Origin of the sequence: Enterococcus sp. DIV0294, assembly GCF_050558155.1 — a bacterium.
GTDB classification, from domain to species: Bacteria; Bacillota; Bacilli; order Lactobacillales; family Enterococcaceae; genus Enterococcus; species Enterococcus faecalis.
Window position 1 is genome coordinate 1,717,871 of record NZ_CP187889.1, and the last position, 15,455, is coordinate 1,733,325.

Annotated in this window: 14 protein-coding genes; all 14 read right to left on the reverse strand. The window is 38.8% G+C overall.

Features of this window, described 5'->3' with window-relative positions; translation table 11 throughout:
• Positions 1 to 37 precede the first annotated feature (37 nt).
• A complete protein-coding gene (gene eno, locus IGJ20_RS08490; RefSeq protein ID WP_016632213.1) occupies positions 38 to 1,336 on the reverse strand; it encodes a phosphopyruvate hydratase in 1,299 nt (432 codons plus the stop codon).
• Positions 1,337 to 1,467: 131 nt separating this feature from the next.
• Entirely contained in the window at positions 1,468 to 2,223 is a 756-nt protein-coding gene (tpiA, locus tag IGJ20_RS08495) for a triose-phosphate isomerase (RefSeq protein ID WP_002362045.1), read from the reverse strand.
• 48 nt (positions 2,224 to 2,271) lie between these two features.
• Positions 2,272 to 3,465 carry a phosphoglycerate kinase gene (locus tag IGJ20_RS08500; RefSeq protein ID WP_002357094.1) on the reverse strand — a complete coding sequence of 398 codons (1,194 nt, stop codon included), beginning with the start codon at positions 3,463 to 3,465 and terminating at the stop codon, positions 2,272 to 2,274.
• A 126-nt stretch (positions 3,466 to 3,591) separates the two neighbouring features.
• Positions 3,592 to 4,593, reverse strand: coding sequence for a type I glyceraldehyde-3-phosphate dehydrogenase (gene gap, locus IGJ20_RS08505; protein ID WP_002357093.1), 1,002 nt, complete (start codon positions 4,591 to 4,593; stop codon positions 3,592 to 3,594).
• 39 nt (positions 4,594 to 4,632) lie between these two features.
• On the reverse strand, positions 4,633 to 5,670 hold the full coding sequence (locus IGJ20_RS08510) for a sugar-binding transcriptional regulator (protein WP_002357092.1): 1,038 nt from the start codon (positions 5,668 to 5,670) through the stop codon (positions 4,633 to 4,635).
• Positions 5,671 to 6,090: 420 nt separating this feature from the next.
• On the reverse strand, positions 6,091 to 6,969 hold the full coding sequence (locus IGJ20_RS08515) for a YitT family protein (RefSeq protein ID WP_002357090.1): 879 nt from the start codon (positions 6,967 to 6,969) through the stop codon (positions 6,091 to 6,093).
• Between the two features lie 142 nt (positions 6,970 to 7,111).
• A complete protein-coding gene (locus IGJ20_RS08520; protein WP_002365825.1) occupies positions 7,112 to 7,681 on the reverse strand; it encodes a TIGR01440 family protein in 570 nt (189 codons plus the stop codon).
• Positions 7,678 to 8,184, reverse strand: coding sequence for an ECF transporter S component (locus IGJ20_RS08525; RefSeq protein WP_202522580.1), 507 nt, complete (start codon positions 8,182 to 8,184; stop codon positions 7,678 to 7,680). The genes IGJ20_RS08520 and IGJ20_RS08525 overlap by 4 nt, the downstream gene beginning before the upstream one ends.
• A complete protein-coding gene (locus IGJ20_RS08530) occupies positions 8,168 to 9,004 on the reverse strand; it encodes a bifunctional hydroxymethylpyrimidine kinase/phosphomethylpyrimidine kinase (RefSeq protein ID WP_002385835.1) in 837 nt (278 codons plus the stop codon). The genes IGJ20_RS08525 and IGJ20_RS08530 overlap by 17 nt, the downstream gene beginning before the upstream one ends.
• A gap of 152 nt (positions 9,005 to 9,156) precedes the next feature.
• The gene (aspS, locus tag IGJ20_RS08535; protein ID WP_002360034.1) at positions 9,157 to 10,926 is read right to left on the reverse strand and encodes an aspartate--tRNA ligase; all 1,770 of its coding nucleotides are present in this window, start codon (positions 10,924 to 10,926) and stop codon (positions 9,157 to 9,159) included.
• A 17-nt stretch (positions 10,927 to 10,943) separates the two neighbouring features.
• Entirely contained in the window at positions 10,944 to 12,245 is a 1,302-nt protein-coding gene (hisS, locus tag IGJ20_RS08540) for a histidine--tRNA ligase (RefSeq protein WP_202522582.1), read from the reverse strand.
• A complete protein-coding gene (locus IGJ20_RS08545; protein ID WP_002383130.1) occupies positions 12,242 to 12,463 on the reverse strand; it encodes a hypothetical protein in 222 nt (73 codons plus the stop codon). The genes hisS and IGJ20_RS08545 overlap by 4 nt, the downstream gene beginning before the upstream one ends.
• Positions 12,464 to 12,602: 139 nt before the next feature.
• Positions 12,603 to 13,049: a D-aminoacyl-tRNA deacylase gene (gene dtd, locus IGJ20_RS08550; protein WP_002357080.1), complete on the reverse strand. Its 447-nt coding sequence runs from the start codon at positions 13,047 to 13,049 to the stop codon at positions 12,603 to 12,605.
• Between the two features lie 23 nt (positions 13,050 to 13,072).
• A complete protein-coding gene (locus tag IGJ20_RS08555) occupies positions 13,073 to 15,286 on the reverse strand; it encodes a RelA/SpoT family protein (protein ID WP_002357079.1) in 2,214 nt (737 codons plus the stop codon).
• Positions 15,287 to 15,455: the final 169 nt, after the last annotated feature.

A 15,455-nucleotide genomic window follows, 5' to 3' on the forward strand; every position in this document is an offset into this window, starting at 1 on the left:
TTTTTAAATTGGTATACCTATTTAACCTACTTTAAGACTATTTATTTTTCAAGTTATAGAAGCTTTTTAGACCTTTGTATTCAGCAACTTCGCCTAATTGGTCTTCAATACGTAATAATTGGTTGTATTTAGCAATACGGTCAGTACGGCTTAATGAACCAGTTTTGATTTGGCCAGCGTTTGTTGCAACAGCGATATCAGAGATTGTTGAATCTTCTGTTTCACCAGAACGGTGAGATACAACTGCAGTGTAGCCAGCTTCTTTAGCCATTTCGATTGCTTCAAATGTTTCAGTTAAAGTACCGATTTGGTTAACTTTGATTAGGATTGAGTTAGCGATACCTTTTTCGATACCTTCAGCTAATTTAGTTGTGTTTGTTACGAATAAATCGTCACCAACTAATTGAACTTTGTCGCCTAATACTTCAGTTAATTTTTTGAATCCGTCCCAGTCGTTTTCGTCTAAGCCGTCTTCGATTGAAATGATTGGGTATTTAGAAACTAATTCTTCGTAGAATGCGATCATTTCTTCAGTTGTTTTTTCGCCTTCGCCTGAGTCAGCTAAAACGTAAACGCCTTTTTCTTTGTCGTAGAATTCTGAAGAAGCAGCATCCATAGCAAGAACAACGTCTTTACCAGGAACATAGCCAGCTTTTTCGATAGCTTCGATGATTACTTCGAAACCTTCTTCGTTTGAACCTAAGTTAGGAGCGAAACCACCTTCGTCACCTACTGAAGTAGCTAAGCCGCGACCTTTTAAGATTGAAGCTAATGCGTGGAATACTTCTGCACCCATACGTAAAGCTTCTTTGAATGTAGGCGCACCTACAGGCATGATCATGAATTCTTGGAAGTCAATACTGTTGTCAGCATGTGATCCACCGTTGATGATGTTCATCATTGGAGTTGGTAATACTTTTGTATTGAATCCGCCTAAGTAGTGATATAAAGGCACTTCTAGGTAATCAGCAGCAGCACGAGCTACGGCGATAGACACACCAAGAATAGCGTTAGCACCTAATTTACCTTTGTTAGGAGTTCCATCTAAATCGATCATTGCTTTATCGATAGCCATTTGATCGCGTACATCGTAACCGATGATTGCTTCAGCAATGATGTTGTTTACGTTATCTACAGCTTTAGTAACACCTTTACCTAAGTAACGAGCTTTGTCGCCATCACGTAATTCAACTGCTTCGTATTCACCAGTTGAAGCTCCTGAAGGAACCATTCCACGGCCGAAAGCTCCGCTTTCAGTGTAAACTTCTACTTCGATTGTTGGGTTACCGCGTGAGTCTAAGACTTCGCGTGCGTAAATATCAGTAATAATTGACATGTTTTGTCTCTCCTTTGAGTTTGTATTTATACTAAGGGGATTCCCTCATGTATGATTGTAGTTAATTCTCGCAAACTATGCAAACATTTTTTTGCAAAAGTCATTGAGAAAACGTTACCGTTAGTGATTTCTTATTTTACAGCATCTAATAAAGCTAGGAATGAGTCTGCTTCTAAGCTTGCGCCGCCGACTAAAGCACCGTCAACGTTTTCTTTTGCCATATATTCAGCGATGTTTTCTGGTTTAACAGAACCACCGTATTGAATACGAACAGCTTCAGAAACTTCTTTGCCGTATAATTTTTCAACTGTTGAACGAACAACACCACAGATTTCATCTGCAATATTAGCATCTGCAGATTTACCAGTTCCGATTGCCCAGATTGGTTCGTAAGCGATAACCATTGAAGCAACTTGTTCGTTTGATAAACCAACTAAGCCGTTAGTGATTTGACCTTCGATCCATTCCGCTGTTTTACCAGCTTCATACGTTTCTAAAGTTTCACCACAACAGAAGATTGGTGTCATACCATTTGCAAAGATTGCTTTGGCTTTTTTATTGATATCTTCATCTGTTTCGTGGAAATATTCGCGACGTTCAGAGTGTCCGATAATCACATAGTTTACGCCTAAATCTGCAATTGCAGCTGGTGAGTTTTCACCAGTGAAGGCACCAGCGTTTTCCCAGTAGCAGTTTTGTGCAGCTAATTTCACTTCAGAATCTTTTAGGTTCCAAGCTAAAGGAGCTAAGAATAATGCTGGAGATCCAATCACAGCGTCAACAACGTCGTTTGATGGAACAGCATTTTTTACTGCTTCTGCAAAGCTTTGTGCTTCGCTTAAAGTTTTGTTCATTTTCCAGTTACCAGCGATAATTGGTTTGCGCATGAAAAGCACATCCTTTTCTTTTTTTAAAAATATTGTCTTTTAAACTGATTATTTATCGTTAATAGAAGCTAAACCTGGTAAAGTTTTGCCTTCTAATAATTCTAAACTTGCTCCGCCACCTGTTGAGATGTGAGAGAATTTGTTTTCGTATCCTAATTGAATTGCTGCAGCAGCAGAGTCCCCGCCACCGATGATTGTTGTTGCGTCTTCTAAATTAGCAATCGCTTCACAAACACCAATTGTTCCTTTGGCAAAGTTACTCATTTCAAATACGCCCATTGGTCCATTCCAAACAACTGTTTTCGCACCTTGTAATTCGTTAGCAAATAATTCAATTGTTTTTTCACCGATATCCAAGCCTTCTTCATCATCTGGGATTTCAGTTGAAGGAACCGTGTGGAAAGGAGCGTCATTGCTGAACTCTTTAGAGACAACTGTATCAACCGGTAAAACTAATTTGTCGCCAGCTTTTTCCATTAAGCTTTTCGCTAAGTCCACTTTATCTTCTTCAAGTAAAGATAAACCAACACTATAGCCTTGTGCTTTCATGAATGTGTAAGCCATACCGCCACCGATTAAAATTTTGTCGGCTTTTTCAATTAGGTTTTCAATGACAGCAATTTTGTCAGAAACTTTTGCGCCACCCAAGATTGCTACGAATGGACGTTTTGGATTTTCAACAGCTTCGCCGATGAATTTAATTTCTTTTTCCATTAAGAAACCAGCAACTGTTGGGATACCAGTTGAAGCAATTCCAACGTTTGAGGCATGTGCACGGTGTGCAGTACCAAAAGCATCATTGACAAATACATCGCCTAAAGAAGCCCAGTATTTACCCAATTCAGCGTCATTGCCGCTTTCTTTTTTGCCGTCAACATCTTCAAAACGAGTGTTTTCAAATACTAAAACGTCGCCATCTTTCATATTGTTAACAGCGTCTTCTAATTCTTTACCACGTGTTTCTGGAACAAAAGTAACTGGTTGACCTAGTAATTCGCTTAAACGTTCAGCCACTGGTTTTAATGATTTGCCAGCTTTGTCTTCTTCTGTTTTTACACGACCTAAATGAGAGAAAAGAATTGCTTTTCCGCCATTTTCAATCACGTATTTGATTGTTGGTAAAGCCGCTACGATACGATTATCGTTTGTGATCACGCCATCTTTTAACGGAACGTTAAAGTCAACACGGACAAGGACTTTTTTGTCTTTTAAATCTACATCTTTAATTGTCTTTTTAGCCATGAGTAGACCTCCTGTATTGTCAATTTTAGGATTTTTCTTTTTTAAAAAAAGAAAGCGGAGAAGCGCGTTGCTTCCCCGCTTATTATTTCACAATTGTTCAAATTTCACTAATGATAAGAATGAATCTTATAAGTTAGCGAAGTATTCTAAAGTACGAACTAATTGAGCAGTGTATGACATTTCGTTGTCATACCAAGCAACAGTTTTAACTAATTGTTTGTCGCCAACTGTCATAACTTTTGTTTGAGTTGCATCGAATAATGAACCGTAAGTCATACCTACGATATCAGAAGAAACGATTTCGTCTGTGTTATAACCATAAGATTCGTTAGCAGCTTTTTCCATTACTGCATTCACTTCATCAACAGTAACTTCTTTGTCTAATACAGTAACTAATTCAGTTAATGAACCAGTAGCTACAGGAACACGTTGAGCAGCGCCATCTAATTTACCGTTCAATTCTGGGATTACTAAGCCGATTGCTTTAGCAGCACCAGTTGAGTTAGGTACGATGTTTGCAGCAGCAGCGCGCGCACGACGGAAGTCGCCTTTAGGATGTGGTCCGTCTAATGTCATTTGGTCACCTGTGTAAGCGTGGATAGTTGTCATTAAACCTTCAACAACACCAAAGTTGTCATGTAAAGCTTTAGCCATTGGAGCTAAGCAGTTTGTAGTACAAGAAGCGCCTGAAATTACAGTTTCTTCTCCAGTTAATGTTTCATGGTTTGTGTTGTAAACGATTGTTGGTACATCGTTACCACCAGGAGCTGAAATAACTACACGTTTTGCACCAGCAGTTAAATGTTTTTCAGCAGCTTCTTTAGAAGTAAAGAAACCAGTACATTCTAAAACGATGTCTACGCCTAATTCGCCCCATGGTAATTCTTCAGGGTTACGGTTAGCTAAAACTTTGATTTCTTTGCCGTTAACGTTGAATGAACCTTCGTGAACTTCAACTGTACCGTTGAAACGGCCTTGAGTTGTGTCATATTTTAACAAGTGTGCTAACATTTTAGCATCTGTTAAGTCGTTGATTGCAACTACTTCGATTCCTTCTACATCTTGGATACGACGGAAAGCTAAGCGTCCGATACGTCCAAATCCATTAATACCTACTTTAACTGTCATTAAAGATTTCCTCCTTATGAAAATCAAAAATTTTTTATTTTAAAGGGTTACCCCTTTTAAAATCTCGTTTGCAGCAGCTTCATCTGTGATGAGCCACGTTTGTTTTGGTGCATTTTTCATATATGCGCGAATGGCTTTGGCTTTCGTTTTGCCGCCCGCAATTGCGACGACATAGGGAATTTCTTGTAAGTTTTTTAATTGAAGACCAATTCGTGGGATTTTATAGACCACTTTTCCTTCTTCATCAAAGAAATAACCAAACGATTCTGCCACGGCATTTTTTTGTTTGAGCATAACCATTTCGTCATCAGACATTTTTCGGCGTGCCGCCATGTGCAACGCTCGACCAATACTGTGCACCACACAATTGGCATGACTAATTAACGTAAGAACTTCTTGAATCGAGGGTTCTTGTAATAAACTATTATACGTTTCACGACTCAATTGTTCTGGGACATATAACGCCCGGTAGTTACCACCCGTTTTGTTGGCCATTACAGCACTAATTGAATTGGCTTGGACAGAAACTGCTTCACCAATCCCTCCTCTGGCTGGAACAAACAAATTATGACGTTTTTCAGTTTCTAGTGATCCCATATTTTCGGCCACCATGGCCATTGTTGTCCCACCCATAACCGCAATTGTATTCTCACCATTTGGTAAGAGTAAATTCAGCGTATTGGTTAAAACATCTCCAAAGTCCGAAAGAACTTTCTTTTGGATATCACTATCTCCTGCAACAACGATACAACGTTGAATGCCAAAGTACTGTGTCATTTCTTTTTCGATTTGGTGCATGCCAAGCAATTGATTCATGACTAATTCTAAGCCTTGGTAGACTTCCAAACCGCGTTCTGTTAATGTCATTCCGCTTTTTGAAGGTTCAATCAGGTTGAGTTGCTTTAAAACATCTGTTTCTGTACGCAAGACTCGCTCTGTAATTCCCATCGTTTCTGATAAACTTCTACGTCCAATAGGTTGCATCCAATAAATATTGCGAAGAATTTGGAATCTTTCTTGTAATACATCGAGCATATCTGGAGCAACTGCTTCAATCATTTTAAATTCTTTTAACATGATGCGCTCCTTTTGTGGGTCGAAATATGTCCAAGTAAGACTGAAAACGACCTATGAACTTTAAAAAAATAGAATTGATGTTCGTTTTTCCTACTATTTATTCATAACAGTATTAAAAGTACTTATCAATTACACACTTAGTGTACCAGTTTTTTTGGGTCTTTTCAATAAAAATGATTCTTTTTTCATCGTTTTCTTTCAAATCCAAACAAAGCATTCGTTTGCGAGAAACAATAGCGACTTATTTCCGAATAATTAGATTTAATTAAACCAAAAGAAAAGGAATTCACGAACGTCTTTCAATTAACTTCTTGTTTAAATGGGAATTTCAGGTCCTCACACAAAGCATTTTTTTACTTATTTTTCAAAAAAAGCAACGAAAGAATAGACACAGCCATTCTCTCGTTGCTTCATATCCTTTTATTTGTAATCTTCTTCGTAAAAACGTCCTAAAATTTTAACATTATCTGAGATGCTGACAAAGGCATTCGGATCGCTTTCTTTCATGGCTGCTTCTAAACTTGGCAACTCAAAGCGTGTCACAATAGTTAGCAAAACAGTTTGGCGGTCGTGGCGATATGCCCCTTCCGCTTCATGAATAATTGTAATACCACGGCGCATTTTCTTTTGAATCTCATCCACGACTCGATCTGGGTTTTTGGTGACAATCATAACTTGCATTTTCTTTTGCTTAGTATAAACGGCATCTGTGACCTTCCCACTTACAAAAATTGATAACGCACTGTAGAACATGTACTGCCAGCCAAATAAATAGCCTGCAACGAAGACAATTAGTGCGTTAAAATAAATTGAAATCGAGCCAACGGAACGCCCCGTTTTTTTTCGAATGGTAATGCTTAGAATATCTAAGCCCCCAGAAGAAACCCCGTTTTTTAAGACAAAACCAATTCCTGATCCAGAAATCGCCCCACCAAAAATAGCACAGATAATTGGATCTTGGGTCATCACCGTTTGCGGAACAATATGCATAAATAATGAAGTTAAAGTCACGGTAATGAAAGTAAAAATTGTAAACTTCTTACCTATTTTCTTCCACGCAATAAAGAATAACGGCACATTTAACAGATACAATGTAATAGAGACAGGCACATTAAAACCGACAATTTTTGTTGAGAGGGTTGTTAAAATTTGTGCCAAGCCTGTTAAGCCACTGGAATAAATATTTCCTGGTTGATAGAAAAAGTTCATGGCAATTGATGCAAGAATAGCATAGACAATCGACACAGAAAATTTTGTTGTATAGTCATGAACTGGCAGTCCGTCATAAATTTTTTTCATAAATAATAGCCTCGTTTCAGGTTTTCAATAAATTACATTTCTTTTCATATTATACGTGGTTTACCGAGAGAAAAAAAGAGATTCCTATAATAATTACGGAAGATTCATCAAATGTTTATAGAAATGAAAAAAGAACGAAATCTTAACGATTTCGTTCTTGGGTGGTTTCATAATGGGCTCTTGGTCCACCAATATATTTAGGACGAGAATATAATGCTGTAACATGGGCCGCACCTAACGTTCGAATGCTCAAGCGAAGAGGAACTTGCACATGTTTTACATGCATACCGATAGATGTATCGCCAATGTCAATCCCTGCTTGAGCAACAATATGTTCAACTTCCACAGGTTCATCAAATTTTTCAAAGGCAGCCACTGAACAAGAACCGCCAGCATGTAATTGTGGTACTACCGAGACAATTTCAAAGCCTTTTTCTTCAGCCACACGACGTTCCATCGCTAAAGCACGATTAATATGTTCGCATCCTTGGACAGCCAAAGAGATGCCTTTTTTATCTAATTGTTCAATTAAGGTTGAGACAATCCATTGTCCTACTTCGGCACTGGAATTTTTACCAATGACGCCACCTACTACCTCGCTGGTGGTACAACCTAAAACAAATAGGTCCCCTTTTTGTAAATTTCCTGCTGTAATGACTTCCTCTGTAATTGTCACTAACTGTTCTTTTAACATTTTTTCATCGATAGTCATTTGTTCATCCTTCTTTCTTCTAAACGACCATTTTTTGGTAACACACGTTTTAATGTTTGACTAAGAGGCAATGCTACAATCACCCCAAATAAGGATTGAATGATATTCCCTGGTAATGAGGCAATCCCCGCACCCACGCCGTAAAGCCAGCTAGTCGCTAAAGCATACCCGCTAATCATGAGGAGACTGGCTAAAAGTAATCCTAGCGTTTGCATCTTTTTATTTTTATTAAAGAAGTGCCCTGCTAACCAACCTTGTCCGCCATGAATCAATAACGAAAAAACGAACCATTGTGGATAGCCTGACAATAAATCAATTAAGCCACCGCTTAAAGCTCCGACTGTCAAGCCACCGATCGGACCAAAAAGTAAACTAGCAATGTAAATCCCTGCATCCGCCAATGTAACAAAGCCATTTGTTGCTGGGACGGGGATAATAAAGACCATTGACACAGTCACTGTTAAAGCGGTAATTACTGCATATAGACTAATTTTTCTTGTCATTATCCGCCACACCTCCTGCTAGTAATCCTTCATGCCACACACTTCCAAAAGCTGCATTTAGCTGTACCCCAGAAACAATGGCTTCATGAACGTATGTTTTTGCTAAATCAACTGCTTCAATTAACGGATATCCTTTAACTAAATTCGCACCAATTGCAGAGGCAAAGGAACAACCAGCGCCATCAATGGTGTGGGCCATTACTTTTTCTTTGACCAATTGAATATGTTGTTGTCCATCATAAAAAAAGTCACGTGCTTCTTGACCAAGCCAACGATTACCGCCTTTAATCACCACCGTTGCCGCTCCTAAAGAGTTTAACTCTTCCGCCGCTTGTTGGACTTCTTCGACGGTTGTTAATTTTCTGCCAATGAGTAATTCTGCTTCTTTTAAATTAGGCGTTATAATCGTTGCGAATGGAAAAAGTTTTTCAATCAATAACTGCATGTATCTTTTTTCATAAACTGAAGTCGTTTCTTTAAAAGCCAAGACAGGATCCAACACCACCGGCAGACCTGCATGCTTTTTCAAAAAGGTTGCAATTTGTAGCATACTTTCTTCACTGTGAATCAAGCCAATTTTGATGCCGTCTAAACTCCCGGCAGGTATGGAAGCGAGTTGCTCTTTCACCAAAGAGGTCTCCAGGTCATGAATCTGAAAATGATTCTTGGGGGCTGTAGCAAGGCAAGTTAAAGTTGATAAGCCAAAGACTTGATGATTTTCAAACGTTTTTAAATCTGTTTGAATCCCGCCACCTGAAAAAGGATCGGAACCGCCAATTGTTAAAATTATTTTTGTCATTTGTTTCGCTCCTTTATACACTCAGTTATCATACAAAGTTTTCTAAAAAGAAAAAACAGCCAATTGGCAGATTTTTAGCTCAGCCACTTTTTAAGTCTTTCGTTATCTTTTCCTTTCCAAAAAAAGAGTGACCTCATCCGTCAATGAAGTCACTCTTTCTTTGGATTTAACACTTATTCGTCAATGGCTGTTACATCAATGTTTAATTCAAACAATTGTAATGGAGAAACTAAACTTGGTGCGTTGTTCATTGGGTCAATTGCTTTCCCGTTTTTAGGGAAGGCAATCACTTCACGAATATTTTCTTCCCCAGCCAATAGCATTGCTAAGCGGTCTAGCCCTAAAGCAATCCCTCCATGTGGCGGGAAGCCGTAATCTAATGCGTCTAGCAAGAAACCAAATTGGTCTTGTGCTTCTTCTTTTGTAAAACCTAACGTTTCAAACATTTTTTCTTGTAATTCTCGTGTATGGATCCGTAATGAGCCGCCGCCTAATTCGTAGCCGTTTAAGACAACATCGTAAGCTTCAGCATACACAGAGGCTGGGTCTGTTGCTAAGCGGGCCACATCCTCTGCTTTTGGTTGTGTAAATGGATGATGAGCAGAAACATAGCGGCCAGCTTCTTCATCATATTCAAACAACGGCCAATCCACAATCCATAAGAAATTGAATTTCGATTCATCAATTAAACCTAATTCTTTACCTAAACGTGTACGTACCGCACCTAAAGCAGCGGCTACGATTTCAGGTTTATCGGCACCAAACATTAAAATATCACCGACTTCTGCATTGGTAGCAGCAATTAATTCATCACTAACTTCTGTTAAGAATTTAGCAATTGGTCCTTTTAAGCCATCTTCTTCAACTTTTAACCAAGCTAAGCCTTTTGCGCCAAATTGACTCACATACTTACCTAAGTTATCCATATCTTTACGAGAATACTTATCTGCGGCTCCTTTTGCATTCAAAGCCTTCACATGTCCACCATTTTCCAACGCTGCTTGGAAAACTTTGAAGTCTACGTCTTTCACTACATCTGCAACATCAATTAATTCCATAGCAAAACGAGTGTCGGGTTTATCGCTACCATAGCGTGCCATCGCTTCGTCATAGCTCATTCGTGGAAACGGAACAGAAATCTCAATTCCTTTTGTCTCTTTCATCACTTCAGCCAACATATTTTCTGTATATGTTTGAATTTCTTCTGGTGTTAAAAAGGTCGTTTCAATATCGATTTGTGTAAATTCTGGTTGACGGTCGCCTCGTAAATCTTCATCACGGAAACAGCGAACGATTTGGTAATAGCGATCGAAGCCTGCTCCCATTAATAATTGTTTAAAGAGTTGTGGTGATTGTGGCAAAGCATAAAAATGACCGGCATGGACACGAGAAGGAACCAAATAATCGCGAGCGCCTTCTGGTGTTGATTTGCCTAAATAAGGAGTTTCAATGTCTAAAAAGTCATGATTATCTAAATAGTGACGGATTGTTTTCGTTACTTGGTGACGTAATTTAATGTTGTTTGTCATTGATGGACGACGTAAATCTAAATAACGATATTTCATGCGCAATTCGTCATTAACGTTATTGTCATCTTCAATGGTAAATGGCGTTGTTTTCGCAGTATTTAAAATCGTAATGTCAGTCGCCATCACTTCAAACTCGCCAGTTTTCATTTTGGGATTAATCGCTTCTTTATCACGATAAACGACTTGACCTTTAACTTCGATGACGTATTCACTACGACATTTATCAGCAATTTCCCATGCTTCTTTTGACTTTTCTGGGTTAAAGACCACTTGGACGATTCCTTCACGGTCACGTAAATCAATAAAGATAACGCCTCCTAAGTCACGACGTTTTTGAACCCATCCTTTTAATACAACTTCTTTTTCAATAAATTCGGCAGATACATTGCCGCAATAGGTTGTGCGTTTTGCCATTTCTCAATCTCTCCTTTTTATTCTTCAATCATTTTTGTCATCATTTCGTCATACACTTCATCAAATGAATCATGAATAGCACTTAACGGGAAGGCTTTTTCTTCGCGTGTTGCCATTGATTTTACGTTGACAATGCCTTCATTCAATTCATTTTCACCGATTGTTAAAACTAATTTTGCTTGTAATTTATCGGCCGTTTTAAATTGCGCTTTTGGTTTGCGATTCATGTAATCACGATCAGCTGAGAAACCAAAGTTACGAATGCTTTGAACAAGTTGTAAAGCTGCGACATTGGTTTCTGAACCAATGCCAACCACATATGCGTCTAATTCAGATAACGCTGGAATCACAACTTCTTCAGCTTCCATTGTTAACAACACTCGTTCAATGCCCATACCAAAACCAAAGCCTGGTGTATCTGGGCCGCCTAATTCTTCAACTAAACCATTGTATCGGCCCCCTGCACAAATAGTTGATTGTGCCCCCATTTTAGGCGCTTCACTCATAATTTCAAAAATTGTGTGTGTATAATAATCCAGGCCGCGAACCATATTACTATCAATTTCATAAGGAATTTCTAGTAAATCTAACATATCAGTTACTGCTTCAAAATGTGCTTTAGATGGTTCATTTAAATACTCTAAAATGGAGGGCGCTTCCGCGACAATCACCTTGTCTTTTTTATCTTTGCTGTCTAACACCCGCAATGGATTTTCGTGTAAGCGACGTTGTGAATCCTCGCTTAATTCTGCCATATGGGGCTCTAAATAACCGATTAATGCTTGACGGTACGTAGCGCGTGTTTCTTTATCCCCCAAGGAATTAATAACTAATTTGATTTGTTGGATGCCTAATTGTTTGAAGAAGTCCAAAGCCATAGCCATGATTTCAACATCCAATGCTGGGTTTTCACTACCAAATGCTTCCACACCAATTTGATGGAATTGACGCAAACGACCAGCTTGTGGGCGTTCATAGCGGAACATCGGCCCCATGTAATAGGTTTTATATGGTTTCGTATATTCCGGACCATATAATTTATTTTCAACGAAGGCCCGAACAATTGGCGCTGTCCCCTCAGGACGTAGCGTCACGTGACGATCTCCTTTATCATAAAAATCATACATTTCTTTTGAAACAATATCTGTAGTATCGCCAACACTGCGAGATATTACTTCATAATGTTCAAAAATCGGGGTTCTGATTTCTTGGTATTGATAATCTTTAAAAATCAAACGAGCTGTTTCTTCCACAAATTGCCATTTTTCAGAAGTTCCTGGCAAAATATCGTTTGTTCCTTTTGGTTTTTGATAACTCATTGTCTTTCTCTCCTTCTATCATTCCACAAAAATGTGTGCGCCATTTTCTTTTTTCTAAAAATGAAAAAAGCCCTTGTATGTTGAACATACAAGGGCGTAAAAGTCTCTTTTACACGGTACCACCTAGTTTTGAAAGATTTTACTCTTTCCTCAACGATTAACGCTCGTAACGGGACGGCTTTTCTTCCGTCCATCTCCAGAATGTCTTTCACTTTCACTGTTGAAGTTGCTCTCAGCCACGGCAACTCTCTCTTCGCAGACAGATGAAACTTACTCGTTCCTTCGTAGATTTTTAATATTATCTATAAACTACTAAAGTTCTCTTAGAAAGTCAAGTGGTTCCGACAGGAAAATCAATTATTTTTCTCGTGTATCGATCACAATGGTCACTGGACCATCATTGGTCAACGACACTTGCATATCCGCGCCAAATTCTCCTGTGGCTACCGCTATTCCTTCTGCTTCTAATTGTTGATTAAATAATTCATACAAAGGAATCGCCACATCTGGACGAGCCGCTTCAATAAAACTGGGACGATTGCCTTTTTTAGTTTTTGCATAGAGGGTAAATTGAGAGATACTCAAAATTGATCCTTCAATCTCTTGAATACTGCGATTCATTTTTCCTTCGTCATCTTCAAAAACACGTAATTTACTGATTTTGCCAACAACATAAGCCACATCTTCTGGCGTGTCTTCTTGATGGATGCCCACCAGCACCATGAATCCTTGTTTGATTTGTCCCACTATCTGCTCTTCTATCGCAACTTGTGCTTGACTGACTCTTTGAATAACTACTTTCATCTTTTTTGCCTCACTTTTAACACTTACCCATTGGTTCGACGAACACTATAAACATCTGGTACACTTTTAATTTTGTCAACGATGGTTTTTAAATGAGAAAGGTTTTGAATTTTCACAGTGACATGAATCTGGGCCATCTTATCTTTGGATGGACGAGCTTCAACGCCGACTAAATTTTTTGTCATCGAACTAATGACTTGTAAAACATCACTTAGTAAGCCACTACGATCATAGCCGTAAATCTCCAAATCGGCAGCGTATTCTTTGCGACTGTGCTCGGTATCTTCCCACTCAACTTCAATTAGACGTTGTGCTAGTTCTTCTTGATGTTGTACGTTAGGACAGTCCGCACGATGAATTGAAACACCACGTCCTTTGGTAATGTAACCAACGATTTCATCACCAGGCACTGGATTACAACAGCGGCTTAAACGAATCAATAGGTTGTCCACCCCTTGAATCACGATGCCGCCTTCATGACGAACTTTCATTTTTTCTGATTCTTTTTTGGCTGGCTGATTTAGCAACTCTTCTGCTTCTTGACGTTGGCGTTCCAACTCTTGTTCGCGGCGTTCTTTTTCTGTTAAACGATTGCACACTACTTGCGCACTTACTTCGCCATAACCTACTGCCGCAAATAAATCATCTTCCGTTTGAAATTTAAATTTATCTAGCACTTCCGCCATTTTATTCTTCGTTAAAAATTCTTTCGGTGTAAAGCCGATTTCTGTCATGTATTTAATGACAGCATCATGCCCTTTAATAATGTTATCTTCACGGTCTTGTTCTTTAAAGAAACGTTTGATTTTATTTTTGGCTTTACTTGTTTTAACCATTTTCAGCCAGTCGCGACTAGGTCCGAAAGAATTCGGTGATGTTAGGACTTCAATAATATCCCCATTTTTTAGGACATAGTCTAACTGTACCATTTTGCCGTTGACCTTCGCACCGGTTGTTTTATTCCCAATTTCAGTATGAATGCTGTAGGCAAAATCTAGTGGTCCGGAGCCTTTTGGCAGTTCGGTTACATCTCCGCTTGGCGTAAAGACATAGACTTTGTCACTAAAAATGTCTTCTTTCACACCTTGCATAAATTCAGAAGCATCATAGCTTTCATCTTGTAATTCAATAATTTCATGGAACCAATCGACTTGCTTCGTCAGTTCATCTGTTTCAATTTTTTCCGCTTTGCCTTCTTTATAGGCCCAGTGAGCCGCCACCCCAAATTCGGCGATTTGGTGCATCTCATGGGTCCGAATTTGGACCTCTACTGGATTCCCTTTTGGCCCAATAACTGTCGTATGGATAGATTGATACATATTCGCTTTTGGCATAGCAATATAATCTTTAAAACGACCTGGCATTGGTGTCCAACGTGTATGAATCGCCCCTAACACGGCATAGCAATCTTTAATGGAATCGACAATAACACGAATGGCTAATAAGTCATAGATTTCATTAAACTGTTTCTTTTGGTCCTTCATTTTACGATAGATTGAATAAATATGTTTTGGTCGACCATATATTTCTGCGTAAATTTCTAAATCTTCCGTAGCTAAACGAATATCTTCGACTGCTTCTGCCACATAAGCTTCACGTTCATCGCGTTTGCTTTGCATCAAATTAACAATTCGATAGTATTGGTTGGGGTTAATATAACGTAAGGCCGTATCTTCTAATTCCCATTTAATTCGACTAATCCCTAAGCGATGTGCTAAAGGCGCATAAATTTCTAAAGTTTCTTGCGCAATCCGTCGTTGCTTATCTTCACGTAAATGTTTTAATGTGCGCATATTGTGCAAACGATCGGCTAGTTTCACCATAATGACCCGTAAATCTTGCGCCATTGCCAATAACATTTTCCGATGGTTTTCGGCTAATTGTTCTTCATGAGATTTATATTTAATTTTTCCTAGTTTCGTCACGCCATCGACTAACATTGCGATGTCTTCGCCAAATTCTTCTTTTAAATCGTCCAGTGTTACGTCCGTATCTTCGACAACATCATGTAAAAATCCTGTTGCTACAGTATGGGGATCCATATGTAATTCAGCCAGAATGCCTGCCACTTGAATCGGATGGATGATGTAAGGTTCACCTGATTGTCGGACTTGACCTTCGTGTGCTTTTTCAGCATAAGTTAATGCTTTTTGAACCAACTCAACATGTTCTGGTCCCATATAGGTACTTACAATTTTGATGACCGCTGGGCCTGTCAGTATTTCTTCTTTTGGCATGGTATTCACTCCTCTATGAAGGTGACCTTTGGATAAAGAACACTTCGTTCACGTTTTATCTATTTTAATAAAAAAGAAAAGTACCACTTGAAACAGTAGCACTTTCAACAACTCTATTATACTAAATTTCCCTTAAATTTCAATCACTGTCGCTTTTTTACTCTCTCTT